This window comes from uncultured Ruegeria sp., assembly GCF_947504215.1.
Lineage (GTDB): Bacteria > Pseudomonadota > Alphaproteobacteria > Rhodobacterales > Rhodobacteraceae > Ruegeria.
The window spans coordinates 104,910-129,356 of the sequence record NZ_CANNGO010000012.1 but is presented as its reverse complement, the minus strand read 5'-3'; the positions used below and the strand labels follow the sequence as shown (position 1 = coordinate 129,356).

Genomic DNA, 24,447 nt, shown 5'->3' with positions numbered 1-24,447 from the left:
CGCGTCCGATATTTCATCTCTCACACTCCATCTTTCCAAAAAGAATAAAGTGTTGCGCTCACCCGTTGAAACCGCCGCTCCCTACCAGACCTTGATCACACCTCGGACTTTCGCTCATGCAGCAGATCGCGAACCACGTAAACCGGACATTCCCTGAGTGGCACGCAGATGGCGGTGAAGCGGACCAACCGGACATTGATGATTGGCCATGCTGCTGACGCAGCATTCCCCCGCATGTGCAGAAGCTTGCGTTCTGATATGTAAGGAACTTCGCAACACCGGTCATTCGCTGATGCTGTAATCATCCGTGCGTACCTGCTATCGAGGCATTCGGCCAACGCCATAAAAAACAATCGACTCATCCGGGCAGCTCGAGATTCGGATCGAAGGCCGCGCGGATCGTATCGCGATAAATCTGGTGCAAAACACTTGCGTCCAACTCGTGGGCCTCTGCAATCAATGAGAACTCGCCCGTAAGCGAACATCCAAAGGCACCGGGGTCGTCAGTATTGATCGAAAAGGCGATATTGTTATCGAGCGCTTGGCGGATGGGTAGATCGTTTGCCGACGCGATCACACCGGTTTTAAGGTTGCTCGTGGGACAGAATTCAACGTGGATCGACGCACGGGCCATGGCATCAATGATATCGGGAGCTGAAAAGCCGGAAATCGCGTGACCCAAGCGGTCGGCGAGGCCGGAGTTTAAAACCTCTTGAACTTCTGCCGCCTCTGTGTGTTCACCAGTATGTATCTCTATCCCCAAGCCATGGTCCTTTAGCGTGCTCAGCATCGGGAACAATTGTCTTAGGTCTTGTTCGTGGCTCAACCCAACAACAGCCGCTCCAACGATTAAGCGCTCTTGCTTTGCGGCAAGAAAAAACTGGGTATCCTTCGCTATCATTTCGACCGTTGCCGACCGGGGGATTACGAAAAGGTAACGTATTATCGGAGCGTCCTGTGAAAGCCTTTGTGTTTCTTCGACAAACTGGCGAAGCTCTACAATCGCGGCATCTAGTACACCTGAAAACATGATCGGTGAGATCATTATCTCGGCATACACCACGTTCTGTTTACGCAGGTTGTTCAGATGGGCCTGAACAATTGGTAGGAACGCGGTCCAAGACGCATTGCGATAAGGTCCGAGGCTCTCTAGCCAGGCCAGAAAACCATCCTGACCGTTGACCTTTTCAGGCGGGAGTATTTCGGTCGGATCCAAAAGGGGATCAGATCCAAAGTGCGGAAGCTTGTTTAGCAGCGACGCATCAATAACACCAATCAAGTGACAGTGGAGTTCAGCTTTCCGTATCTCTTCTGGATCCATGGCTCTTTGCTTCGATCGATCGGCGGTAGAACTTCGATGCCGCCATCCTGTGACACCGTCAGAATCATGGATGGCACGTCTTGGTTCAAGACGTAATTGACAGCCGAGTTGTATCGCCCTCCACGTTCCCAGGACCCTTTTGGACTGTGATCTCCATCGAGTATCGCGGAGAGCGCGTGAACTTGCCCATTGATATCTGAAAGTGTCGTACCATCAATTTTTGCCAACTCTCGCACCAACTCCGGCGTGAGTGGCCTTGGATCGACGGGAATGCACTGAGCCGCCAGACGCCTGCTTTCTTCATGTGCTCGGGGCGAGAAAAGTATATTGATGCCGCAAGACTGTCCGATGGCAGCCTGTGCAATGCCCCAAATCCTTTGGAGTTGATCTGGGGCAATCTTTGGAAACAAGCCCCTAAGATGCTCAAAAAAAGAGTCTTTCAACAGTACCGGTAGCTCGGTCTCAGGTTCTCCTTGTGGCACAGAAAGTTCCGCAACACCGCCGATGTCCACCGTCCACCGAGCATCGTCGTGAAACACAACACGCGCGTTTTGGCGTATGGCAGGAGTCGTGCCATATCCGATGACGCACTCTCCATCGAACCACAGTGGCGTATCGTAAGAGCTTATTTCCAACAGTTTTCGCAAGCCGTACGCACTGAACTCATTGAGGGGTGCGCTCAGGAAGATGAGATCATCAGGTTGGTAATCCAGTTCGCTGACCATCAGGATTACCCCCTTGCAAGGGCGACCTTCATAAGAAAGACGCGCCACCCGGCAGAACAGGTTGAAAATTTCTGCCGTGTCACAACGCTCACCAAACGGGGAGAGCTGCGCAAATTTATTCAGAAGCGCCTGATTGGGCACTGAAACCCCCGGGTACAAAAAAGCCCGCCGCCATGTCCGGACGAAGTCTTTCTGGGCCAGTGTGGCAAGATTGACAAGCGTTGCAACACTGGCCAAACAAACAAACTGGGTGCATATGCTGCGCCATGGCGTATTGAAACACTCAGGTGCACTTGGTTGAGGGCTGCAAAAAGTGAAGGGGGGAACGTCGGAATTAATGGTAGAACCCCACATACCGGTGGTCGTTCGTGTCGACGACATGGCACGCTTGAACCAGGCTTTCGGTGCCGCGGTCATTGACGCTTTGATGAGTGAGGTTCATCGAAGACTTGAGTACACGTCAAAGCCTCACGAAGAGATTACTCGCATCCCTTTGATCGACTTTGCGATTATGACCCGAGGACCGGATGTCGTATCGCTACAGAACCGGTTCGCTCAATTTCAAAGAGACATCGCGAAAGAGCCAGTTGTTACCGCGGAAGGGCCTGTGCCTGCCACTGTTTCCGTCCATATTTATCAGGCGGTCGCATCAGAGCGATTGGGCTTGCCGATCCAAAACATACTTGAGCGATATCCGAGGAAACGAGCGACCTCTGCGGAAAATGTTCTGGTGGTCCATAGTCTGGACGATCAAGATGCACGGGACTCGATGTTGCAAAACCGCGAGAATGCATTCGAAATTGCCAACGCGCTTACAGAGGACCGGGTGCGGATCGCGCTCCAGCCGATTGTGCGCGCCGACGACCCTTCTCAGATCCTCAGTCGGGAGTGTTTGGTCCGAGTAGTCTTACCCGGAGGTGACTTGATGCCGATGACATCTCTGGTGTCGGGGATAAATTCACTTGGCTTTTCACGCCATTTGGATCGCCGCGTGTTGGACCTTGCCGCTCTTTGGTTGCTTAGGCACCCGCACGAACGCCTATCGGTCAATATTTCTCCTCAAACTTTTGCAGATCAAGACTGGTTTGATAGATTCGAAAGTTTCTACAAGCACAACCCGGATATCGTCCATCGCATGATAATTGAGATTATCGAAGCGACAGCTATTAGCGACAGCATGTTGGCGTGTGAGCGGGTGGCGTTCATCCAAAACTGCGGCGCACGGGTGGCGCTCGATGACTTTGGTGTGGGTTTTCTGTCTTTTGGACATCTGCGTGACTTGAAACCGGATATGCTTAAAATCGACGGGTCCTATGTCCGCGGGTTGCCGCATGACACACAAGGGGCCGCGTTCGTGACGGCCATCGCGACACTGGCGCAGCACCTCGGAATTCAACTCGTGGCGGAAATGGCATCCGATGGGGAAGCATTGGCGTTCCTACGTGAACAAAAGATCGAGTATCTTCAGGGTTACGGGTTTGGTGTCCCAGAGCTGTGGGAGCACGGTCTCAAGGACTGGTCGCAATGAAGTTAAGTCGCCAAACCCGTAGATAGCCGAAGAGTTGGCAAACCGATTGTGCGTAGCCGTTAGAGGCCTTCGAATTTATCAACGAAGGCAATGCGTTCCTTCGCTTTTTCGGCGAAGCCGGTGCAGATGAGGCGAAGCGCGGTTCGAATGCGCCCCGATTGTTCGTTCTCGCCCATCGCTGTGTCTTCCAACCGACCATGTACGGACACCGCAAACTCCGGATCAAGGTCTTTCAGAGGACCATCCGGGAATCTGCGTGTGAAGTAGCCACCACCGCGGCTGGGTCGGTACTGGTCTCGGTGACACACATACGGGTCATCATCGAAGTTCTTAGGCTCAAGGTGGTTCAGACACCACTCGTGATGAAGCCCGCTCAGATCGGAGACCCCCGTTGGCGCATCCCCCAAGCGGTGGTAGAGGCCAACAGCAGACGGACCGGATGCCCCAGTCTCGGCATTGCGCGATAGCATGCCTTCCATCCAGGCATCTCCCCACGGATAGAGACGGTTATCACCGCCGGTCGCGGCTAGCAGCCATTCCCATTCTGTGGCAAGCCGTGTCTCGTTCGCCGAGCTGATGAGCCCTAAACGTCTGTATCGATCGGTTAACCATCGACCATAGGCGACCGATGAGAACCAGTTCACAAACTGAGCTGCATAGTTCCAATGGGGGTCAGTTTCGATGCGAAAATGCTGCCCAAAAGGCAGCTTGGGACTACTTGAGCCTTGTGTTTCCTCTCGGGGAGCACCACGCCAATAAGTTTCGTTTGCGTAAGTCTCCCACAAGGGGCCGTCATTATACTTGCCTGTATCGGTATTGAAGTCGCGCGAGAACGTATTGAACTGCGCGATTGTGATCGGGTACTTGGCCATCCAAAACCCTTGCACGATGTCCCGCGTGACGGATTTTGTTCCGTTCGGGGCTCCGTTTGAGTCCAATCCCAATTGCAAAGTCACCCGCCCAGGCGGCACGTAGCACCAGACAATATCTGGTAGCCCGTCCCAACCGTCATCGAATTCCGCCTTGATCAATTCGGCGCGCTTGTCTTGCTCTAGGTCAACATCAAACCCGAAGCGCATCCTGTTCGAGTTCTCTACCCGAAGCTTCCTAATCGCGTCGCGTGTCCAGATACCCACGCCCGGTCGCGTATCGCCGAGCGTTGCAAGTCGGTTGCCGATGTCAGATCGGCGTTGGTGATCAGCCACCGGTTTGATTTGGTCGCCCTCTCCATCACGGGCTGAAAGCTCTTTAATCAGGCGGTCCTTTTCCGGCTTCATGAAGTCTATGAGGTCGATCATCCGCTTCGGCGGATCGATCTCGGTGGTTCTAGGTGCGAGCCCGACATCGTCAAGCGCCTCGTAGAGCAGGTCCAGACGACCTTGATCATAAAGCTCCTGCTCGAGCTCATATCTGCATTTTTCGGTTGTGAAGTTTTCGGACTGCAAACGCGCCTTCCTGCGTTTGTCGTCGGCCTCGGCGATATTGATGATGCCAAGCGAGTCTGTTGCCTTGTCCAGCCACTCTTTCAACAATGGCCAACTTCGCAACACAGCCTCATGAGCCACCTCGACGACCTCGGTGGTCTCGACCCCCTGCGGGGTCCTGTTTTCGATTGTTCGCTTGATCAGGATGCGGGCGTCGTCGACCAACTTGTCAATAATCAATCTGTCAATGGTATCGAACCCGTGCCGCTTATCGAATTCTTCCATGGCCGCGATGCGCCGCAGGGGTTGGCGTTCGCGCTCATTCACCGAGGCGAGGGCCGGGATAAAGATGCGCCTTAGGCGATCATTTAAGTCCGTTGGAATGTCGCTGTGTTGTGTGCGCAACCCTGCTAGGGCTTCATCAACCGCCAAGGTCAACACACCACTAAGACCCTCGTGCCCACTGTCACGGGCAATTTTTTCGTAGTCCGATAGGGAAATCTGCAGTTTGCCGCGGCGTTCTTCTTGGGACAGGCCCTTGACGCAGCGATCCCAAAGTCGGCCCATGACAAAAGCGATCAATGGCAGGGCGTCGCCACGACTTGGAAGGTCGCCATTGTCGGTCATGGTCCCTGCGCCGCCCAAATCGCTGATGATCCGGTCGATAAGCTTCACATCCAATGATAGCGCGATGTCTCGGCGCTCAGCCGGTTTACGTATCACAGTCCCGTAGTCTTCCGCAGGCAATTGCGGCAGGTCCAGAAAACTCCGCTTTCGGAGTGTCTTTCCCAGAGTTTCGTCGCTCTGCAAGCGCGGGAAGGTGTCGGTGCGCATGACGATCATAACAATGACATGCAGGTCTGATGCTTTCTGGAATTTGTCGCGATCGGTCAACTTGACCAACATGCTACCAACGAGGTCTCGCAGTGTCTTGGCTTCTTGCCTAGTGTGGTTCGAGGCTGAGTCACCGGGAAACATCTCTTCCCCCTGATCAATCATCAGAAGAATGCTGACGGGTTTTTGGGGGATGGCAGGGTTGTCCGGGCGATCTCCCCTATCTGGATAGTTTAGGCTATTTGCTCGTTTTGCAGTCAGATCATTCTGTAGCTCCAAGAGTGCAAAGATCAGGAAGTCGACACCTTCGTCCTGCAGTCGCCGGGTCAGTGCTTCTTTCGAGGTATCAATTCCACCGATTGGCTGATCAGGAAGACCTTCCAGAGATCGACCTTGGCCAATGAGCGCCTTGCTCAGAGCCGCGACCAGACCGCGCGTTCCGGTGATCGGGAACCGCTCGGGCCGTACCACATCGAGGCAGTAATACTGATCATGTCGCAGCTTGAGACGTCGCAACAGGCCTGCGTTTAGAAACGACGATTTTCCGGCACCAGAAGCGCCAAGACATACAATTAGACGGTTTTCAGGGTTCCCGTTTTCATCAACCGCGAAGCGCTTTTCGTCCGGCGTGACGGATGGGTAATCAAATTTGCTTTCATCAAAATTCGGTTCGAATCTCCGCATTTCTTCGGCGATGTGAAAGAAGTTATCAATCTGCAAGTTGCGCCCGAAAAACACCCCCGCGTGTTCTTCGCCCATGGCTTCGAGCCCGGGATAAAGCTCGTGCTTGCCCACATCGAATGGGAAGTTTTCCGGGTCCACACCCGCCCGCCGCAGGTCACGCCGCAAGGTCACGGCGTCGTCGTCGCTAAGTTCTCCGGTTTCGCGCAACGCGTCGATGTCGAGACTGCGATAATTAAGGGTGTTCAGAATGATGTTGAATTCACTATAAGAGCCGAAGAGCTCGTTGTCCGGCATTACACTGTTGAACAGTTTGGGATCAACGTCTGGAAGCCGCGGGCTTTGGTTTTCATCAACGGGCTCCGTAGAAACCGGGATGATGCGTGCTCCATGGCGCCGGGCCCAAACAAACTCCTGAATACAAATCTCAGAGCCGAACCAGTCGGGCGTCATTATAAAAATGACCGCCCGAGAGCCGCGGATTTGATACTCGATCCAAGCCCTCCAAACGTCTCCGGCAACGAGCCCACTGTCGTCGCGGGCGCGATCAAACTCCACGCCACCATACCCAAAACCCTGAACGGCGTGCACCAATTTCTGCACATCGCGTATCGAGTTGCGACGATAAGAAATAAACACTCTCGCCATTCCGCTCCCCTATCTTTCCGCGAAGTTATGCAAACACCCCTCGGATTGAAAAGCGTTTTCGTTTTTTTGAGGGGTCAGGAAACTTCGGAAAGTGTTGCGGAACGCGATGGCAGGTATCGCTATCCATCAAGATTAGACAGGCCAAAGACCTCGCCGGGTTCCGAGGCAAACAACTTGGTTTACCCCCTGTTAACGAATTCGATGCCATAAGGAGCGTGTCGCTCTTGCACAAGGTCTGCCTACATGGATGACACTCCCCAGCATGTCGCGTTCGGCGACATTATGCCCAACCTACTTACCGGCATTTCATATGAGCAGTTTGGCTTTCTGGGAGAGGACGCTTGTGTGTTTGCCGCCGTACACAACTCGGTGAGCGACGCGCAGCATGGTCGGGAGAGTCTGAACGGATGGAATGTCACAAAGGATGTCCGATCAGAACCGGCGGTATGGAGTTCGGAGGCAAGTTCTAGGTGGTTTCCATCGAAACTTGTTTTGAAATTTCGCTTTTCAGAACACGTATGGACCACAACGCCAGACTTCGCGGATCCTGACCGGGTGAATGAAAGCTATTTGGCAAGGGCTATCAAGACCTTTGCAGACGCCACTAGACGGGCCCTCACGACGTGCAATTCCAGCAGAGTGACGTCGAAAACGATCCGCACAGTGGAGGATGGTATCAACACATGGGGCCTTAACCTCTTCGTTGAGCCAAGCGGAGACGTGATCGAAGACAGCCCTTTGGACAACCTCGTCACCGCGCATGGCGATATCCTGGCGTTTCTCGCAGACTTTGCTACATCACACGGCATCGATGTTGGGCCGGAACAGCTGAAGTCAATGGTGCATCAAAGCCAATGATACAACCCGCGCTGAGGCGGGTGATAAGAGCCTCTGTGTAAGGCTGGCGGTCTCTGCCATTGGCTCGAAGCGGTTCTCAGTCCTTGTGTAAGCTGATACGCGAATCACGGAGGATCTGATCCAGATCGCCGCTCTCGCGATTTGGTGTTGGACGCTGCACAAAATCTCTATTACGACTTCCAGTATTTGATTTCATCGCGTGATGTTCGGAAAGTTGTATGGACTTTGGTGTTTCCCCATTTTTGCCCCCAAAACTTGCTTTAAGAGTCGGCGTGACAGGCCACCGCCCGAACCGGTTAAATGGCGTGAACATCGAGGTTCTCGAGCGGAGCATTAACTTAGCTCTGACTTGTTTGAAGCAGGTAACTCAATCCGTGCAGGCGGAAGCAGATGCGTCAGGATCAGAGGCCTACTATACGCCAGACGTGGAACCTGACCTACGGTTTTTGACAGCACTTGCGGCCGGGAGCGATACGTTCTCAGCTAGTGTTGCGTCGAAAGCAGGTTATAAACTCAACTATGTTTTGCCCGCACCGCGAGCAAAATACGTCGAATGGCAGGGATTTTCCTCAGAGGAGAAGGCCGATTTTGACCGACTGTGGAACGCCAAAAAGGGCGTGGGTGCTCGGATGGAACTGGATCTCGGCCCAGCAATTGCCGCTGAGGCTGCATACGCGTCGGTCGGTCGCTTAATTCTGGCCCATAGTGATGTGGTGATCGCGGTATGGGACGGCGAACCAGGCAGAGGCGCAGGCGGCACTGCTGAAGTCGTAGCAGAAGCACAACGCAAGGGTCACATTGTTATCTGGGTCCAGTTGGACGGACAGATGCGCCTTTGGTCGCGCGCGTCGGGCCAGGAGCAAAGGTACGAACAATGGCAGTGGGAAGACTTAAAGATCAATAAAGATGCCGACGAAACCTGCGGCGGCCTCGGCAGGGCTGTGCGCTCCTACCTGACTCTGCCAACTCCGGAGCCAACGCGACGCAACACGCATGAAAATGAAGAACGCACGCCAGATAAGTGTATTTCTGACTTCCGCAACGAACGCAGCCGTACGAGGTCTTGGGCGCTTGGATACATTCTGCTTCAACGTCTGTTCTTGGGTAGATGGCGCGAGGGGTTTCGTCCAGATTACCGGGGCTCAGTGACTTTTGCCGCACCGCAATGGGATGCTTTGCACCAAAGCGCTACTGATATTGGTGGCGATGCATATGCCAATCACCTGTCTAGTTCGATCCAAACTCGATGGGAATTTGCAGACAACCTCGCTAACCATTACGGATCATTGTTCCGTAGTACAAATGTCTTGAACTTTCTGTTGGCTGCGCTTGCTGTTCTCTTGGGTCTTGCGATCCTAATCGTCGAACCGAAGGTGACCGATCCAGCCTTGGTGCTTGGCGCTAAAGCCGCGCTTGTGATCGCCGAACTGATTTGCATCTTCTCGATCATACTGCTCACCAAGCGCGGACGAAAAGGAAAATGGCAGCAAAAATGGTTGGATTATCGAAGTCTTGCCGAAGCGTTTCGATCAGTGCGCACCCCATTTCTTATGGGAAGTACGCCACTGCGACACAGCGATCTTGGAGGAATGACATATGGAGAGGCCTGGGTCATTTGGTATCTGCGCGCAAGCACCCGAGAAATCCCTCCGCCAAGTGGTGTGATTGATGCCACAGCCTTGCGGCTAACGATCAACTTTTTGGTCCAGGAGGAGATCAAACCGCAAATCTCATATCACAAAGACAATAATGATAGACTGAGAAAGCTGGAGCATCGACTGGAGCGCACCTCTTTGGTGTTGTTAGGTCTCACCATGCTTACTGGCTTGGTTTATCTGCTCGCCTATGGGAATTTCCTGGTCGCCAAAGACAAATCTTTGATCAAGGATGTTGTGAAGCCGGTATCTACATTCGCCGGGGGGGTTCTTCCCGTCTTCGGCGCAGCTTTGTTTGGTATCCGCGTAACCGGTGAGTTCCGCTCTGCAGCTAGACAATCCGAACGGATGCTAGAGGATCTGGAGGACCTTGAGTCGCAGTTCTTAACCCTCCGCGATCATCCCAATCGGGTAGAGTTGCGCAGACTAATCGCATTGACGACGCGAACACTGTCGGATGACTTGCGGTTGTGGGGTATGGTTTTCGGAGATCGTGGTCTTGAGTTTGGATTTTAGAAGCCGATCCGAATGTGAGACCAATCGGTTGGTCTACCTGATGCCGCTCAGCAAATTTTGCACCTGTCCGGTGCGAGATCAGACACGCCAGCCTTGGGGCGATTGCAAATCACGTTGTTTCACACAGGCCGAGCGTCGCAACAAAGCACATTTGGTTTGGACTAATGCCCTCATCCAGCCAGCGGGCTAGGTGTTTGATCCCATGGTTGGATGGTGTGATTCTTTCGTTGGAATGGAAGGAAGCACTATGGGACAAGTTCGTCATGGCAGCGCCACGTACTGTTACCCGGCAGGCGATTTGCATAGCAAATCTGCCGAGAGGGCACGCACGCTGGCAGAGCAGCAATACAGCGATCGCAAGCTTCGGTCGCGGAGCTGAGCCGGGAACTGGGGATCAATCCGAAGACGGTCGCGAAGTGGCGCAAACGACAGACGGTCGAAGATCAGAAAACTGGGCCGAAAGAGCCACGTTCCACTGTTCTCGGCGAAGAGGAGGAAGCCATGGTCGTCGCATTTCGTGGGCACACGCTGTTACCTTTAGATGACTGTCTCTATGCGTTGCAGCCGACTATTCCGCATCTGACGCGCTCTTCTTTGCATCGCTGCTCAAAGAGGCACGGGATATCGCGTCAGCCGGATGTCGCGGGTGACAAGCCGAAGCGGCAGCAGTTCAAGCGCTACCCGATTGGCCATTTCCACATCGACATTGCTGAGGTCAGAACCGAGGAGGGCTGAGACCGGCGGTGGGAAAGTCTGCCACGGTAGCGGTGGGATAATCCCGCTGCGGGCGGCGTAAAAGTCGTCCACCTTTGCCCTTACTTATGTGACGGAGGGAGGGCGGGAGGATCTTCACCGTGGATTTGTATCGCAAGGTTCGTTTGCTGGAAACCGTTCCGTACAAAATCCACACCATTCTCACGGACAATGGCGTCCAGTTCGCAGATCAGCCCCGAAACCGAAACACAGTCTATTCTCGGCCCATGCGCTTCGACATGATCTGCGAAGCAAATGAGATCGAACACCGACTGACCAAACCGAACCATCCTTGGACCAATGGCCAGGTCGAGCGGATGAACCGCACCATCAAGGATGCGACGGCCAAACGTTACCACTACGACAACCACGAGCAGTTGCGCGGCCATCTTGCCGACTTCCTAGATGCCTATGATTTTGCCCGCAGACTGAGGACGCAAAGCGGGCTCACCCCTTACGAATGCATCTACAAAGTCTGGACTTCAGAGCCAGAGCGATTAATCCTAAATCCGATCCATCAGATGCCGGGACTAAACACCTAATACTTCAATGGCGCTATGCACGAGCTTTATTGGATCGAGTTCTACGACGGTGACCGCTAATCTGCTCGCGTTCTCGCTCTCGTGATCCAAAACCTTCTGCACCGCTCGCGCGCGCATTTCCTCTGGATAACGTATTCCGTTCTTCGTGTTTCCCATGACCCAGTATCCTTACTTCTGGGTCATGGGAAACTAGGAGGCGGTTCAAGGTATCTGGTCTCGGTGGATATCTTTAATCCGGTCGAAAACGACCTGCACCTAGGTTATTGACCTCTGAGAAGATGCGCGCTTATTCGGCAGAAGTTCGTTTGTCGCCGAAAGATCAAATGACGAGACAGGTCGCTGGTGGTCTTAATCCTTCCTTAACCGTGCCGGGTTTAACGTTCCCAACAACAAAGAAATCTCGACGATGGACCGTATTTCTCCATGAGCACGCCGGATACTCTTCACGGACCCGACATAGACCGCGCGGTCGCGCCTCAGGCCACCGGAGAAGTCGTCGCTTTGCCGTTCGTCCATCTAGAGACGGTGCTCAAGACAGTGATAATGCTGCGGGAGTTTCCCGACCAAAGCATCCTCGACGTTTTCAATCGCGGCTCGCAAGACCCTTAACACTTACTTGAAGGTGACAATCATCCGGGATTTGCCCCGGTGCGATTGTAATTCCGTGTCGGCGAGGCTGAGATTCATTAGGTCGGCGGCGATGTGGCTCCAACGTTCGAGCGATTGTGCGACGTCGTTGAGACGGATGCGGTAGGCCCCGGGTTCTGGCGAGCCGGGCACCAGATCGTGAAAGATCACCGTTAAAGGGGGTGTCTGTCCGCTTTGCGCCATCAGATTCTTCAGAGCTATAGCCATGGTCTGATCATTCTGCGCACCCGGCATGAAGTCTGTGATCAGTAGCGTGTCGCCATTGGTCTTTTCGACTCGCCACCAGAATTTCGGATCATCAGTCAATGTCAGTTTGACGGAGAATTCGTCTTGCTGAAAGGTCAGCTTAGGCCGCTCCGGCGTGGGTAGGGCAGATGACAGTGCGTCATTCATTCTTAAACTCTCCGTACCCGACATGGTAAATCAAAGTCATTAAGAGCACACTGCACGTAATTTTTCCACTTCATTCTCTGCAGTCGCCCATCAACGTCAGGGTGATCAGCTCAAATGAACTGACTGGGCTGCGGCATCGGAAGCAATGATTTATCCGCGTCTTGCTCATTGCCTGACGAAATCTCGCCGCACGCGGCTCGAATGGCCGCTCCTTACGCCGCATTGCCGAGCTAAAGATGATGCGCGCGCAGCGAGTATTTCGAATTCACGGGTTGGGCTCCCTGCCGCCATTCTCTGCGGATTTCATGAACTGGTAGAGCGAGCCCTTACCGGACTTTCTTGGTCTATTTGACTGCTGCATTTGCATTAGTCAGGTTTCGTCCGCACACCGGCCCTTGTTCGCGATCCTGGCAAAACTGCATGGTGGTGCTATCCGTCGATGATATCGCCCTGAGCGAGACATTTGCCGTCTACGATTTGAAACCGCTGCGACTTATAAACGCCTGCCCATAGGAAGGCGGAAACAACCCCCTTCACCGCACGAATTTCCAGTTCTTTCACTTCTGACAGAATCGCGCGCAGCTTTTTAGTAGACTCCAAAAAAAGTGCTTCGCACGCCAACTTGAGATCCACCTGATCATAGGGAACCATCGTATCGCCTCGACGGCCAAAGAAGATGGTTAGCTTCTCTTTACTAGGGCTTTCATACCGTACTGGAGACCAGCCGGTCAGTGGGGCTGGGTAACCCCACTCAAAAACCACTTGATTGTCCCATGCGACGCAAGCCCCGTCTTGTACTGGTACCGGGAAAGCCTCAGTGGATGTGCCGTTCCTGGCGTCATAAAACTGGAAACCGAGACGATAAACATCCTTGCGTGTAACACCGTCAGGCGGGTCAGGCAACTTCGTCAATACTGAGCCACACAGGGAGCGAATGAGGGTGCCCGTAACCTTGAAGGTCCCGTCGGAGTTCCCCCTAATTCTCAAGGGATTAACCTTCATGTCGAGGGAGTGTGCACCCCACATCGTAGACCACGTTGGCTCAACGCTTTGCCAGGTTATGCCCCCACTGGTGTAAGTGGGGCCAGCCGAGGCTTGCTTCGGTCGTTCTACAAAAATGAAATAACCTGCGGTCGACAAAATCGCACCAACCACGATCAAAACTAGTTTTCGACTTAACGCCCAACTCCGCTTTGGCGGCGGTCGAGATGGAATGTGCCCTGGTTGAGTTTCGAGTTCTGAGTAGTCAGAGCTCAAAGGTCTGTCGTCTGATGCCATTTACTAATCTGTTCTGCTCTGTTCGTTGGTTCAAATGGGCGAATTTACAAAGTTGATAAAACGCGAACTCTTGGGCTCGCGTCAACCTCGGGGCTAGCAATCGGTGATGACTGGCACCGGCGGGACGCGGCGCAGGTCACTACGTGTTGCGGCTTGAGATTATCCCAGCTTGGGCGCGAGATCATCCGCAGTTTCGGCTCAGATAATATGAGACGGTATTTTCTGTAGGGCTCACAATAGTTGCGACTGGGCTCAGACTATTTGAGACAAGCTCACATTGCTGAGACTCAAACCACTTCCATGAGGTTCTAGGCAGAAACGATAACCAGTTGGGGTCAAGATGCCGTAAATTTCCGTAACGGTTTTTCTGGTGAAGTTCTCGATGCCTTGCAGTCACCTCCAGAACCACAAGAAAAACGTCCGTATTCCGGATGCGCCTAGAACGCTGCCGCAGTACGGTTCTGTAGCCTCATGTAAAGGCCGCTTTTCGGATCCACTTAAGCTGGATGTCAGACAGAATGGTTGAACTCCTTCATCTTTGGGGTGATGTTGCAACGGCAATACATGCTCAAGGAGAGCGCGGTGAGTTTTTTGAAGACAGTACCTCTTCTTTCAAAACTATTGTTGGCGTCTCTGTTGGTTGCGCCACAGGGTGCTATTTCAGGCGCAGAAAGCTCCAAAATCGCGGAGGCATTGAAGAGAGCATACGTAGGTTCCAGGTACGACATCGTTGAAGCTTCAGTGAACCAATGCAGAATCACGGTAAGCGTCAGGGACTCAGATGCGTGCGATAAGGGTGCTACTATCCAATCGGTGCGGTATTTCTATGACCTGAGGCATCACCAAGCGCGATTCCTAAACAAGAACGCCAGAGAAATCGACGGAATGTGGCGATTTCATATTTTGCTTTCTCCTGTTGGAGAGTGGGAAGCCCGGACCTTCGATCTAAAGGCAAAAGCCAAAATTCGTCGCCAAGCCGCAATCGAGAAGTATGGTCGCGGCAAGGAAGCGGCGATTGCTTCAAGTCAAGAATTTTTGCTGAACAATAGCGTGACCGACTTCTTTTCAAGCGGCACGACAGAGTATTGCCCTTCGGGAAAAGTTGTTGGGCCGTTCGGTCCGACCCTCTTACTGCAAGGCCCGGATGTGGAGGAATTAGTAGAAGAATTCGAAACGCTTATTTCTGATTGCGCGTTGAATTAAAGTATCAAAGAGGATTTCCAAATGAATTGTCCTAATGACAACCTCAATTCAAACGAAATTGGGCAGGCCTGGTCTGATGCGGTGGTTAATGGGGAGAGCCCCCCTCCGCCTGGAGCAGCTGATATATCTCAGTTGACGGACCAACAGCTCAATCACTTGCTTGATTACATTGAGGGAACCAAAAGCTACGCAAACTCCTACGCATATGCTGGGGAAAACGTTTTGGCCCTTGCTGCTACTCTAGGAGCCGGCACAACTGTGCTCGCTGGTGCTGTACTAAAGAAGCCTGGTTGGGCGACAGCCATCGGAGCCGCTGTGGAGGGAGCGGTTATAGGAGCCGCATCTGGGCTGTCAGGATCCAGCAACCCGTGGCTAAGCTATTTAGACAACTATGAAGGACAAATTTATGATGAGTTGACCAACCGTAGTTTCTTCCCCAGTCAATATAATGATGATCCAAATTTTAATGGAGATGTTGACCCCGAAACAGGTGAGTACGGCGGTGACGATGTAAGCAATCCAAATGATGAAGACAGTCGGCGTGATCCAAGCGGCGGAGGTGCGGGATGTGATCTACACGACGATGCCGCATTCTTAAATCCGCTTTCATCACCGTTAGTTATCGATCTGGACGGCGACGGAATAGAGTTAACTCCTCTTAGCGGTTCTCAAACATACTTTGATCTAAATGTCGACGGTTTCGCTGAAAGAACAGGTTGGGTTCATTCGGACGATGGCTTGCTCGCATTTGACGTTAACGGAAACGGCATAATTGACGACAACTCAGAGCTGTTCGGAAACATGACAGGCTTTGACAATGGATTTTTGCAGTTGGCTGAGCTGGATACTAATGGTGACGGCGTAGTTGATGCAAATGATGCGGAATTCGCAGGTTTGACTGTCTGGCGCGATTGGGATCAAGATGGGTTTTCAGACGAAGGTGAACTGGTTGCGTTGTCTGATGCGGAAATAGTCGCCATTAACTTGAACTCAGAATCAATTTCCGAGGAAAATCAAGGACATGTGGTTTCGGACCGTAGCACTGTGATATTCGATGATGGACTTACTGGTCAAATCGACGATGTTCATTTTCAGAATGAACTTAGAGACTCCATTGCGTTACTTCCAGAGGGGTTTCAGTTCCACCCAGACGCCGAAAAGATGCCGGAATTATTTGGGTATGGCAAAATTCATTCCCTTTCTGTTGCTCTTTCATTGGATGAACATTTGAGAACAATGTCTGTCGATCTGTTGAACCAGCTAAACACCGGCGACATCAGCAGCTTTAAGGATTCATTCAAAAGTTTTGTGTTTAGCTGGTCGGGAGTCTCGGATGTTGATCCTACAAGCCGTGGCAACTTCATCGACGCTCGACATCTAGCGTTCCTCGAGAAGGCTTATGGAACCGATTTCATAGCGAGCGGAGGGGGGTCTGTGCCTGGCCCGAGAGGCGGTTCGGATCTTGAGGTCTTTTTTGATGAACTTGTGGAAAAGCTAGCTGGTCGGTTTATTGCACAATCTGCCTCTTCTAGTGCACATTTGAATTCTTCGACATTTGAAGCGTATTTGGGCGAATTTTCATCCCATCCTTTCGCAGCTTTTAGCACTCTGGTCGAACAGTACAGTTCTCAAACTCGCTCCCTGGAAGGGGATTTACTCAATGTTATGCAGGTCCTTCAACAGTCTATTTTTGATGGGAACGCAACTGCTAAGAATGTGTATGTTGCGCTTGGGCTGTTCCAGCATGATCTGAGTGATGGCTCGGTAGACTACAACCAACTTCTCTTCGATGCCGCTGTTGCAGCAGGCCTTACCGCTGAAGACGAACTGTTTGCTGTCATCGAGGCTCAAGGAAACGTTGAAATTGTCGCAGGCACCGACGCTTCAGAAACCATTTCGGTCACTGAGGCCTCTCACATAGATGCCGGAGCGGGCAACGACATCGTCAATGGCAGCAATGAGAACGACTACCTGCACGGCGGGGCTGGTAACGACACGCTCAAGGGCGGGCGCGGCACCGACAGTTATGTCTTCAAAGAAGGTGAAGGCGACGACATCATCGATGAAACAGGTACAACAGCCGAAGGCGACAAGCTTCACTTCGGCGAAGGCATCACCATCGACGATCTGTATTCGGTCAACACCCACACCGGCGGCAGTGGAAGCTCTCTCGATTTCACCATCGGCCTGAAGAACGGTGACGGCACGATCACCATCCTCGATGATGCCAGTAACAGCATCTATGCTGATAAGCAGCAGATCCAGGAGTTTGTGTTCTCTGACGGCACCACGCTGGCTCGGAACGAATTCCGCGTTGCTACCATGGGTACGGACGGTGATGATCATTTCGAAGGGTCAGGCGAAAGCGACGATTATGTGTTCCGAGGCGGTGAAGGTAACGACACCATTCGGGAAACCACTGCAGGCACAGGCCAGAATGTCGAAAACGACCGTCTCGTATTTGGCGAGGGGATCACGGTCGATGATCTCTATTCGATCAGCACTCACACCGGTGGAGATGCCAGTGACCACGATTTCACCATCGGCCTGAAGAATGGTGACGGAACGATCACCATTCTCGATGATGGTGATGATTCAATCTATGGAGATAAGCACCAACTGACCGAGTTTGTCTTCTCTGACGGCACTACACTGACTCGCAACGAGTTCCGCGTTGCGACCATGGGCACGGATGGCGATGACCACTTTGATGGCTCGGGCGAAAGCGACGACTACGTGTTTCGGGGTGGTGAAGGCAACGACACTATTCGGGAGACCATTGCAGGCACAGGCCAGAATGTCGAAAACGACCGTCTCGTATTTGGCGAAGGGATCACGGTCGATGATCTCTATTCGATCAACACGCACACCGGTGGAGATGCCAGTGACCACGATTTCACCATTGGCCTGAAAAACGGCGATGGCACGATCACCATTCTCGATGATGGTGATGACTACATCTACGGCAACAAACATCATCTGACTGAGTTTGTCTTCTCCGATGGCACCACCATGACCCGCAACGAGTTCCGCGTTGCGACCATGGGCACCGCAGGCGACGATCACTTTGATGGCTCGGGTGAAAGCGACGACTACGTGTTCCGGGGTGGTGAGGGCAACGATACTATCGGCGAGACCACGGTGTTCAGTGGGCAACAAGCAGAAAACGACCGGCTGGTCTTCGGCGCTGATATCGACCAGACGGATGTATTTTCGTTCCGCTTTGACGTGGACAACAATGGCGTTGATGATTTGGTAATAGGAGCCACCGGTATGGCGGGTTCGATCACGGTTCTGAACGCCTACAGCACTGTTTACCAATCGGAGAAGTACCGTCTCGACGAGTTTGTGTTCAACGATGGCACAGCGCTCGACTACGATACGTTCCTGACATCAACCCTTGATCAGGACCAGGCCAACAGCTTTTTTGTGTGAAGTAACGAAAGGGGCGCTTCAAGACGCCCCTTTTTTAGCTGTCGGATTGGAAGCCTGTCGACAGATGCGTCCAGTATCACGGCTGCGATCCCAGTCTCAGCAATGTGAGCCCGTCTCAATTATTCTGAGCCCAGTCGTAACTAATGTGATCCCAAATCAATTAACAGTCTCAAGTTATCTGAGCCAGAAACGGCAATAATCTCGCGCCCAACGGTTTATGATCTCAAGCCGCTACAACTACCGGGGGCTACATAAGCGGGATCGCTATGTGAGCATGTTAGTGAAAAATGACTCCCTGCTATAATCTCTAAAAATTACCTCGAGCGGTAGATTGAGCCCTTGCTTCAACATTTGTTCAATCCTGATCTTTTCTGGCAGCACGGTCTCGCAGAAACTTACCACCAAAATAGCCTACAATTGTCGAAATGGCTGAGCTCCCATAGTAGGCAGAAATCTTGACTAGATCGGGTTCTGCCATTGGATCATAAAACGACAAAATCAGTGCAACCGGCCCTAAAGAAACAAGCCAAAATGAAACTCGGAAGTAACCCAAGAGGGCTCCGAGCCCAAAAGGAAAGTACAGAATAGAAGTTTTAAACAACATGCAAGTCCCGCTTCAGAAGTATTTTCAGCTTCTCAATCATCAGTCAGAGATGCGAGTTGTTCAAGGCCACCTTTGTCCCGATAGCCGCTGACCACGGCTCCAAAACACTGCATCTTTGATTTGAAGTCCGCTTCCTGTGCATTGCCGACGTCGCTGGGGCCCAGTGCTGCAATGGCAGCGAAAGTCTGCTTGGTGGCCTCTATTACTTTTTGAAGTTTGACAGAAGGGGTCGATCGCAAATGACGGCAGGCCCTCCACCTCATCACTTTCCTTTCGTGGGCCAGCGGGATTTGGACAAGCCAAACGCCCCTGGCCGTCAGGGTGAGGGCACTGCCCTCCCCCTCGTGCAACCCTTTTAGACAGAGCCGTGTCCTCGGCTGTGCCTGCGGGCCGCACCACCCCTGTCGAATAGCGTTGCCTCGCCCCTTCCCGCGTTCGCCACGTGGCAGATTAGCAGGAACAGGCAGCTTCGCTGTCTGACCTACAAATCAGCTCTGATTTTCCGCAAGGGAAGTCAGAACAAACTAAACTGCCTGCGGGAGCATAAAATGGGGGTGGCGTGTTAGTTGATGACGCAAAGATCAAATTCAGCTGGTGTCCAACTTTGGGGGCGCCTTCTGATGTCGAACGTTCACTACTTTTCTGGTCCAACTATGACGGTTGGGTCAGGTTCGTGTGACGTTCAACAAAAGGTGTGGAACGTCACTGATCTTTGACTCAATCGACAGCCAAAACCTCAATAAATCGGCCAATCACGTCAGTCATTTCTGACCCAATCGTCAAGCATTTCTGACCCAACACGAAGAGCGGCCACTCATCAACGCTGCGGCTAAGGCCTCAATTGAGCCCAAAGTGCAGATTGCTGCACCGTGCATCAATGTCGGCAGTGCACAGAAAGCTGACTTTTCAAACTTCGGCGGACGATCATAGCAAACGTTTGCCGAGACCTTTTAGAGCAGCCGCTATTAGGAACTGGCTGGACATGCTATTGATCATGATTTGATGCTTTGCCGTAATCTCGCGCCCGTTGCTGGTCGCTTTGATTGCAAAGTAAGGCGATGGTTACTGCCCCGAATTGGTTTTCGCGATACTGCAAAGCAGATCAACATGTTGATCCAACCAATCTTCGTCCAGGGCCTCGTGACGTATGAGCTTGCGGAAATAGGGGGCAGCGACTGCTAGTTCTATGAGTTGGTCAACCGGAACGTCGGCGGTGATCTCACCGCGGCCTACTGCGGCTGCAAATACTGCTTCAACACTCGCGAACCTGTCTTTCATGAATTCAGTGATCACCAACCGCGCTTCTTCGTCGGTGGACGCAGCAGCGACCACCTGAGGCGCGATTTGGCCCCATGGTGTGTCATTCAAGGCTCCCATCAGTATACCGAGTAACCAGCGCAGGTCAGATCGTAGCGGGCCATCGGTTTTGGGCGGTATGTTCGGCGGTGTTGCGATGCGCCGAAATGCTGCATCACGCAGACTACGCGCATCTGGCCAGTGCCTGTAAAGTGTACTACGCGAAATACCCGTTGCCTTTGAAACTGCGCCATGAGTTACGTGCAGCACGCCTTCATCCATCAGTATCTTTTGCGCAGCATCAAGCGCAGTCTGTCGTGTGGCGATCAGCCTAGGATCTTCTTTCAATCACTCCCCCTATAGAACAATTTGTTGCATAGTAGAACATTTTGTCCTAAAAGTATGGTCGGCCAACACCTAAATCCCAATACTCAATTCCACAAACACGTCTTGTCAAAATGGGAGCCTATCAATGTTCAAAGTTGCAGCAACCCCGCTGGCGGTACTCTTATCGATGGGCGCGACAACCGCGTTGTCCGAGAGTGGCACTTACGAGCTGGATCCTGGACACAGCCAGGTTTTGTTCAGCTACAACCACATCGGGTTCTCAGAAACGTTTGGAATGTTCTCAGGTTTTAGCGGTGAGATTGAGTTCAACGAAGATGATCCGTCTGCGTCATCTGTCACAGTGTCTATGCCTGTAAAATCCATGATCACGGGCTGGGACGCCCGTCTGCAACACTTCATGTCCGATGACTTTTTCAGCGCGAGTGACGATGACGTGGTCACTTTCGCCTCAACCAGCATTGAAGTGACCGGGGACAATTCCGCGAATATTTCTGGCGACCTGACCATGAATGGCGTCACCAAACCTGTTGTTCTGGAAACAACGCTTAACAAATCAGCGCCATACCCTTTTGGCGAAAAGGAGGGCACGCCGACCTTGGGGCTGGCAGCCACGGCGACTATCGCGCGGTCTGAATTCGGACTTGGGGCGTTTGCACCTGCGGTGAGCGACGAAATAGCAGTCTTGATCAATGTCGAAGCGTTAAAGACTGAATGATGTGTGCTAGGGCGCCGATGCTGCACTGAGCACTCATTCTTTAATTTTGGCGGATGGTCAACACGATGAATGTGTTTTTGAGAACATTGGCGGTTGCTGCAACGGCGGTGGCATTGATGTGCCCCTTGGCATCCGCACAAGAGCGCTTCTTGCCGGAGCGCACCTCACCCCGTCCTGAAACGACAAGCGGCGTACCGCATACTCAGATTGGTGTCGAAATCGATGCCGATTTGGCCCAGCTATTGCTGGAGCGTGTTGCGCAATTCCCCGGGGTCACACTTGGCCCGACACGCATATCGCTTCCTGGCGCAATTGGTTTTCAGCTTGATCGCGACATGTTGTTGTCCCAACCGAGCTCTATCGTTGGTGGGTTTGAGTTTGCGCATATGCATCCTGATGGCAGCTTGCACGCTTCGCTGCACCCCGCAATGGCGCGACGGGCAATTGAGGCTGGCTGGGCCGTAGGACACCCTTGGGCCAATCAACGTCCCGGATGGAGTGGCTTTGTCATGATCTATACTCCGACCACACCAGAAGAGCTGGATGTCGTCATCGATCTGGTGGAAAGTTCGTACACCTTCATCACCGGCAACACCTTGGGTTAAGCCTGTTTGCCCGAAAGTGTGCGGTGACGCCTGCTTCCTTTAAGAGTGCTGTTTCAGCCGCCTTGCTTTTGCCGCCTTAAAAGCGCCGTCACTCCACCCATCATCAACCATCGAGTGTGACAAGACGGAAGTTCTGGAAAAAAACGCAAATTGTTCGCCGGTCAAAATAGATAGCTAACGACATCCTACCCTATGTCGGCCGGTCGCTTTCCTTTTGGAAATGTGGCGGCGATTAGCCCCCCTGGCGAACTGCGTATAAGTCACTTTGAATTGCCGTTACTTCGAAGTAATTTCTTCCGAATTCGGTCGTGTGAAGGCCTTCTATGATCCTCCGCTTCCAAAACACAACGATGAACCCGCTCAATATTGGAGGCTCACTAAGCAGCGTCGAACTGAACTGAGACCGCCAACCCAGGTGAATTGTTTGTGGCTGTTAAGAGCGATGAATGGTGGTCTGCAATAGCTTTCACTAGCGCCAATCCCAAACCATTCCCAACACTGTTCCGTTCACTTTCTAGTTTATAGAAAGGAACAAAAAGCTTACCTAGTGTGTTTTCGGGAACGCCAGGGCCATTGTCGACAACCGAGAGCGTAACGGTGCTTTCTTCTTGTTCAACGGTCAGCAGAACCTTGGAATGCTCTGGACAATGATCAATTGAGTTCTGCAAAAGGTTTGCGCAGAGCTGTTTCAGCATACCCTCATCGCCTTCGATTAGTGTACGCCCTGATTGGTTCTCCACAAAACTAAGGCTTTGTGCCTTCACTTCCGCTAGCGGGATCATGTTCTCAACAGCTTCTTGACCCAGTCTATTCAAATCCAGATAGCTGAACGCTTTTGAACTGTTGCCTTCTTCGATGCGATTGATCCGCAAAACTGTTTCAAAGGTCCATTTGAGACGATCAAGTTCAGATTGAATTTGGTCAATAGCTTCGACAGATTGACCGTCCGATTGCAGTGAATCCTTCGCTTGCTGAAGTGTGATGTAAGCATGGGTGAGCGGGTTCTTCAGATCATGCGCAATGGCCGCAGCGGCTGATCGCGTCGTTGACATCAAAGCAGTCAGGTTGTCGAGATGGCTGTTCATTAACCTTGAAACCCGGTCTATCTGATCATTGTTCTTGCCGACCGGAAGCCTCGCTTTGACTTCCCCTCTTGAGACCTTGTTGAGCGTCTTCGCCATTTGATCAAGTTTGCGATATGTTCTTACGCTGGAGATGTAGCCAACCAACAGAGTGCACAGCGTTGCTCCTAATCCGATTGCAACCAAAGACCAAGCCAACGATCGAAGTGTGCTTGTTACAAATGCAAGATCGCGACCAACCACTATTACGAAGCCACGGTAGGTTTGCACGTTTACACGATGGATACGTTTTTCACCGCCTAGGTTAATGCCATCATCTTCGATTTCTCCCCAGCCTCGAAAGGATGGGTATTCGTCGATGTTTCCAGCCAGACGCTTCCCTTGGTTATCGAACAAACCAATCAAACTCGTGTCGAACGGCAACCAGAGTGTCGCGTCATCAATCGCTTGTACTACATCGGAATCGTTGTCGTTGTCGTTGTCGTCCAGAATTTCTTGAATGAAACGCATTTCGTCGATTAACAACGAGTCCATTTCACGCTGCAAGTCGCCACGAATTCTTTCAAATGTCAAAAACGCCAATGCTGCAACCGAAAGAAGTATGACCACCGCAGCATACAACGCGGTAGTAAAGGCTGCTCCAGAAACAATGTTTGAGCGTTTCATTCTTCTTTAGTCCAGTTTTTGTGTCGTCACCATGTTGTTCGGCTAACGACGAACCTGTTCTGGCGGATCAAGTATGTGATCTGAGGGTTTTAGCTGCATTTTCAGTTGAAGAATGGGGAATTTGGCCGAAAGTGTTGCAACACTGGCGATGCGGGCCCAGCGAAGTTCAGTAGAGTCAGTGCTTTGACGTTCATACAAGCTGCACTTGATTGTGCACAGCGAGCCACTTTTGACAGCCAACGCACAAGAAGTTCACGGCCGGTATTAGGAAGCAACAGAAAGCAGGATTAAGTGAACTTACAACGCGCCCTTCCGAGGGGGAGGAAGGGCGCGCTGCTTTGACTGAGAGAAGCTTGCTTATGAGTGAGTGGTCCGTGTCTTCACGGCACCGGTAATACCCAAAAAAGGGGTACGAGTGCTTCCTCAGTCGAGTATTCGGCTTCAGTTCCGAACCTGACGTCATCTTCTGCAACGTGATCTTGCCAGCGGGTTTTCACCATCCTTACGTTTTTGAAAGGGTTTTGCGATCTACCCGCGAACACCGAGTGATTTGCATTGATCATCCACCCTTTGTGCAGTGTCCATGATCTTCGATTGGTGTGGCACCATGAGTGGACAACTCATAGGTCATGGTTGGAAAGTGGAGCACCAACGTCCAGACTTCGTCGGGCTTGATGTGGATAAATGTT

14 protein-coding genes and 1 pseudogene are annotated in these 24,447 nt (G+C 52.3%); 8 read left to right on the top strand and 7 right to left on the bottom strand.

Annotated features, from left to right (window positions below):
- Positions 1–358: 358 nt before the first annotated feature.
- Both Q1B21_RS18330 and Q1B21_RS18325 read right to left on the bottom strand, forming a co-directional pair.
- Entirely contained in the window at positions 359–1,321 is a 963-nt protein-coding gene (locus Q1B21_RS18330; protein WP_299891848.1) for a hypothetical protein, read from the bottom strand.
- Positions 1,276–2,463, bottom strand: a complete 1,188-nt coding sequence (locus Q1B21_RS18325) for a hypothetical protein (RefSeq protein WP_299891846.1) — start codon at positions 2,461–2,463, stop codon at positions 1,276–1,278. Before Q1B21_RS18325 ends, Q1B21_RS18330 begins: the two co-directional genes overlap by 46 nt.
- Positions 2,464–2,473: 10 nt before the next feature.
- Between Q1B21_RS18325 and Q1B21_RS18320 the strand changes: the two genes are divergently transcribed.
- Positions 2,474–3,574 carry an EAL domain-containing protein gene (locus tag Q1B21_RS18320; protein WP_299891843.1) on the top strand — a complete coding sequence of 367 codons (1,101 nt, stop codon included), beginning with the start codon at positions 2,474–2,476 and terminating at the stop codon, positions 3,572–3,574.
- A gap of 59 nt (positions 3,575–3,633) precedes the next feature.
- Here the strand turns inward: Q1B21_RS18320 and Q1B21_RS18315 are convergent, their stop codons facing one another.
- Positions 3,634–7,161, bottom strand: coding sequence for an SUMF1/EgtB/PvdO family nonheme iron enzyme (locus tag Q1B21_RS18315; protein ID WP_299891840.1), 3,528 nt, complete (start codon positions 7,159–7,161; stop codon positions 3,634–3,636).
- Positions 7,162–7,404: 243 nt separating this feature from the next.
- Here Q1B21_RS18315 and Q1B21_RS18310 point away from each other — a divergent pair, with 243 nt between their 5' ends.
- The 3 genes and pseudogenes from Q1B21_RS18310 to Q1B21_RS18300 all read left to right on the top strand — a co-directional run bounded on the left by Q1B21_RS18310 (position 7,405) and on the right by Q1B21_RS18300 (position 11,485).
- Positions 7,405–8,019 (top strand): hypothetical protein, encoded by a 615-nt coding sequence (locus tag Q1B21_RS18310; protein ID WP_299891839.1) that lies wholly within the window; start codon positions 7,405–7,407, stop codon positions 8,017–8,019.
- 218 nt (positions 8,020–8,237) lie between these two features.
- Positions 8,238–10,190, top strand: a complete 1,953-nt coding sequence (locus Q1B21_RS18305) for a DUF4231 domain-containing protein (protein ID WP_299891836.1) — start codon at positions 8,238–8,240, stop codon at positions 10,188–10,190.
- A 309-nt stretch (positions 10,191–10,499) separates the two neighbouring features.
- Positions 10,500–11,485, top strand: a pseudogene (locus Q1B21_RS18300) (integrase core domain-containing protein).
- Between the two features lie 612 nt (positions 11,486–12,097).
- Here Q1B21_RS18300 and Q1B21_RS18295 read toward each other — a convergent pair.
- Both Q1B21_RS18295 and Q1B21_RS18290 read right to left on the bottom strand, forming a co-directional pair.
- Positions 12,098–12,526: a hypothetical protein gene (locus tag Q1B21_RS18295; RefSeq protein ID WP_299891833.1), complete on the bottom strand. Its 429-nt coding sequence runs from the start codon at positions 12,524–12,526 to the stop codon at positions 12,098–12,100.
- Positions 12,527–12,955: 429 nt separating this feature from the next.
- Positions 12,956–13,438: a hypothetical protein gene (locus Q1B21_RS18290; protein ID WP_299891831.1), complete on the bottom strand. Its 483-nt coding sequence runs from the start codon at positions 13,436–13,438 to the stop codon at positions 12,956–12,958.
- Between the two features lie 888 nt (positions 13,439–14,326).
- Between Q1B21_RS18290 and Q1B21_RS18285 the strand changes: the two genes are divergently transcribed.
- A complete protein-coding gene (locus Q1B21_RS18285; RefSeq protein WP_299891828.1) occupies positions 14,327–15,007 on the top strand; it encodes a hypothetical protein in 681 nt (226 codons plus the stop codon).
- Between the two features lie 21 nt (positions 15,008–15,028).
- Positions 15,029–18,442 carry a calcium-binding protein gene (locus Q1B21_RS18280; protein WP_299891825.1) on the top strand — a complete coding sequence of 1,138 codons (3,414 nt, stop codon included), beginning with the start codon at positions 15,029–15,031 and terminating at the stop codon, positions 18,440–18,442.
- A 1,666-nt stretch (positions 18,443–20,108) separates the two neighbouring features.
- On the opposite strand, the gene Q1B21_RS18275 is transcribed toward Q1B21_RS18280, so the two are convergent.
- A complete protein-coding gene (locus Q1B21_RS18275) occupies positions 20,109–20,690 on the bottom strand; it encodes a TetR/AcrR family transcriptional regulator (RefSeq protein WP_299891822.1) in 582 nt (193 codons plus the stop codon).
- Between the two features lie 124 nt (positions 20,691–20,814).
- Between Q1B21_RS18275 and Q1B21_RS18270 the strand changes: the two genes are divergently transcribed.
- Both Q1B21_RS18270 and Q1B21_RS18265 read left to right on the top strand, forming a co-directional pair.
- A complete protein-coding gene (locus tag Q1B21_RS18270) occupies positions 20,815–21,405 on the top strand; it encodes a YceI family protein (protein ID WP_299891820.1) in 591 nt (196 codons plus the stop codon).
- 65 nt (positions 21,406–21,470) lie between these two features.
- Positions 21,471–22,010, top strand: coding sequence for a luciferase family protein (locus tag Q1B21_RS18265; protein ID WP_299891817.1), 540 nt, complete (start codon positions 21,471–21,473; stop codon positions 22,008–22,010).
- A gap of 377 nt (positions 22,011–22,387) precedes the next feature.
- Here the strand turns inward: Q1B21_RS18265 and Q1B21_RS18260 are convergent, their stop codons facing one another.
- A complete protein-coding gene (locus Q1B21_RS18260; RefSeq protein WP_299891815.1) occupies positions 22,388–23,758 on the bottom strand; it encodes a HAMP domain-containing sensor histidine kinase in 1,371 nt (456 codons plus the stop codon).
- Positions 23,759–24,447 lie beyond the last annotated feature (689 nt).

Bases quoted from the DNA above. Each gene is read 5' to 3' on its own strand.
- Q1B21_RS18330 (WP_299891848.1), bottom strand. From the start codon at position 1,321: ATGGATCCAGAAGAGATACGGAAAGCTGAACTCCACTGTCACTTGATT.
- Q1B21_RS18325 (WP_299891846.1), bottom strand. From the start codon at position 2,463: ATGACCGCGGCACCGAAAGCCTGGTTCAAGCGTGCCATGTCGTCGACA.
- Q1B21_RS18320 (WP_299891843.1), top strand. From the start codon at position 2,474: ATGAGTGAGGTTCATCGAAGACTTGAGTACACGTCAAAGCCTCACGAA.
- Q1B21_RS18315 (WP_299891840.1), bottom strand. From the start codon at position 7,161: ATGGCGAGAGTGTTTATTTCTTATCGTCGCAACTCGATACGCGATGTG.
- Q1B21_RS18310 (WP_299891839.1), top strand. From the start codon at position 7,405: ATGGATGACACTCCCCAGCATGTCGCGTTCGGCGACATTATGCCCAAC.
- Q1B21_RS18305 (WP_299891836.1), top strand. From the start codon at position 8,238: ATGGACTTTGGTGTTTCCCCATTTTTGCCCCCAAAACTTGCTTTAAGA.
- Q1B21_RS18295 (WP_299891833.1), bottom strand. From the start codon at position 12,526: ATGAATGACGCACTGTCATCTGCCCTACCCACGCCGGAGCGGCCTAAG.
- Q1B21_RS18280 (WP_299891825.1), top strand. From the start codon at position 15,029: ATGAATTGTCCTAATGACAACCTCAATTCAAACGAAATTGGGCAGGCC.
- Q1B21_RS18270 (WP_299891820.1), top strand. From the start codon at position 20,815: ATGTTCAAAGTTGCAGCAACCCCGCTGGCGGTACTCTTATCGATGGGC.
- Q1B21_RS18265 (WP_299891817.1), top strand. From the start codon at position 21,471: ATGAATGTGTTTTTGAGAACATTGGCGGTTGCTGCAACGGCGGTGGCA.
- Q1B21_RS18260 (WP_299891815.1), bottom strand. From the start codon at position 23,758: ATGAAACGCTCAAACATTGTTTCTGGAGCAGCCTTTACTACCGCGTTG.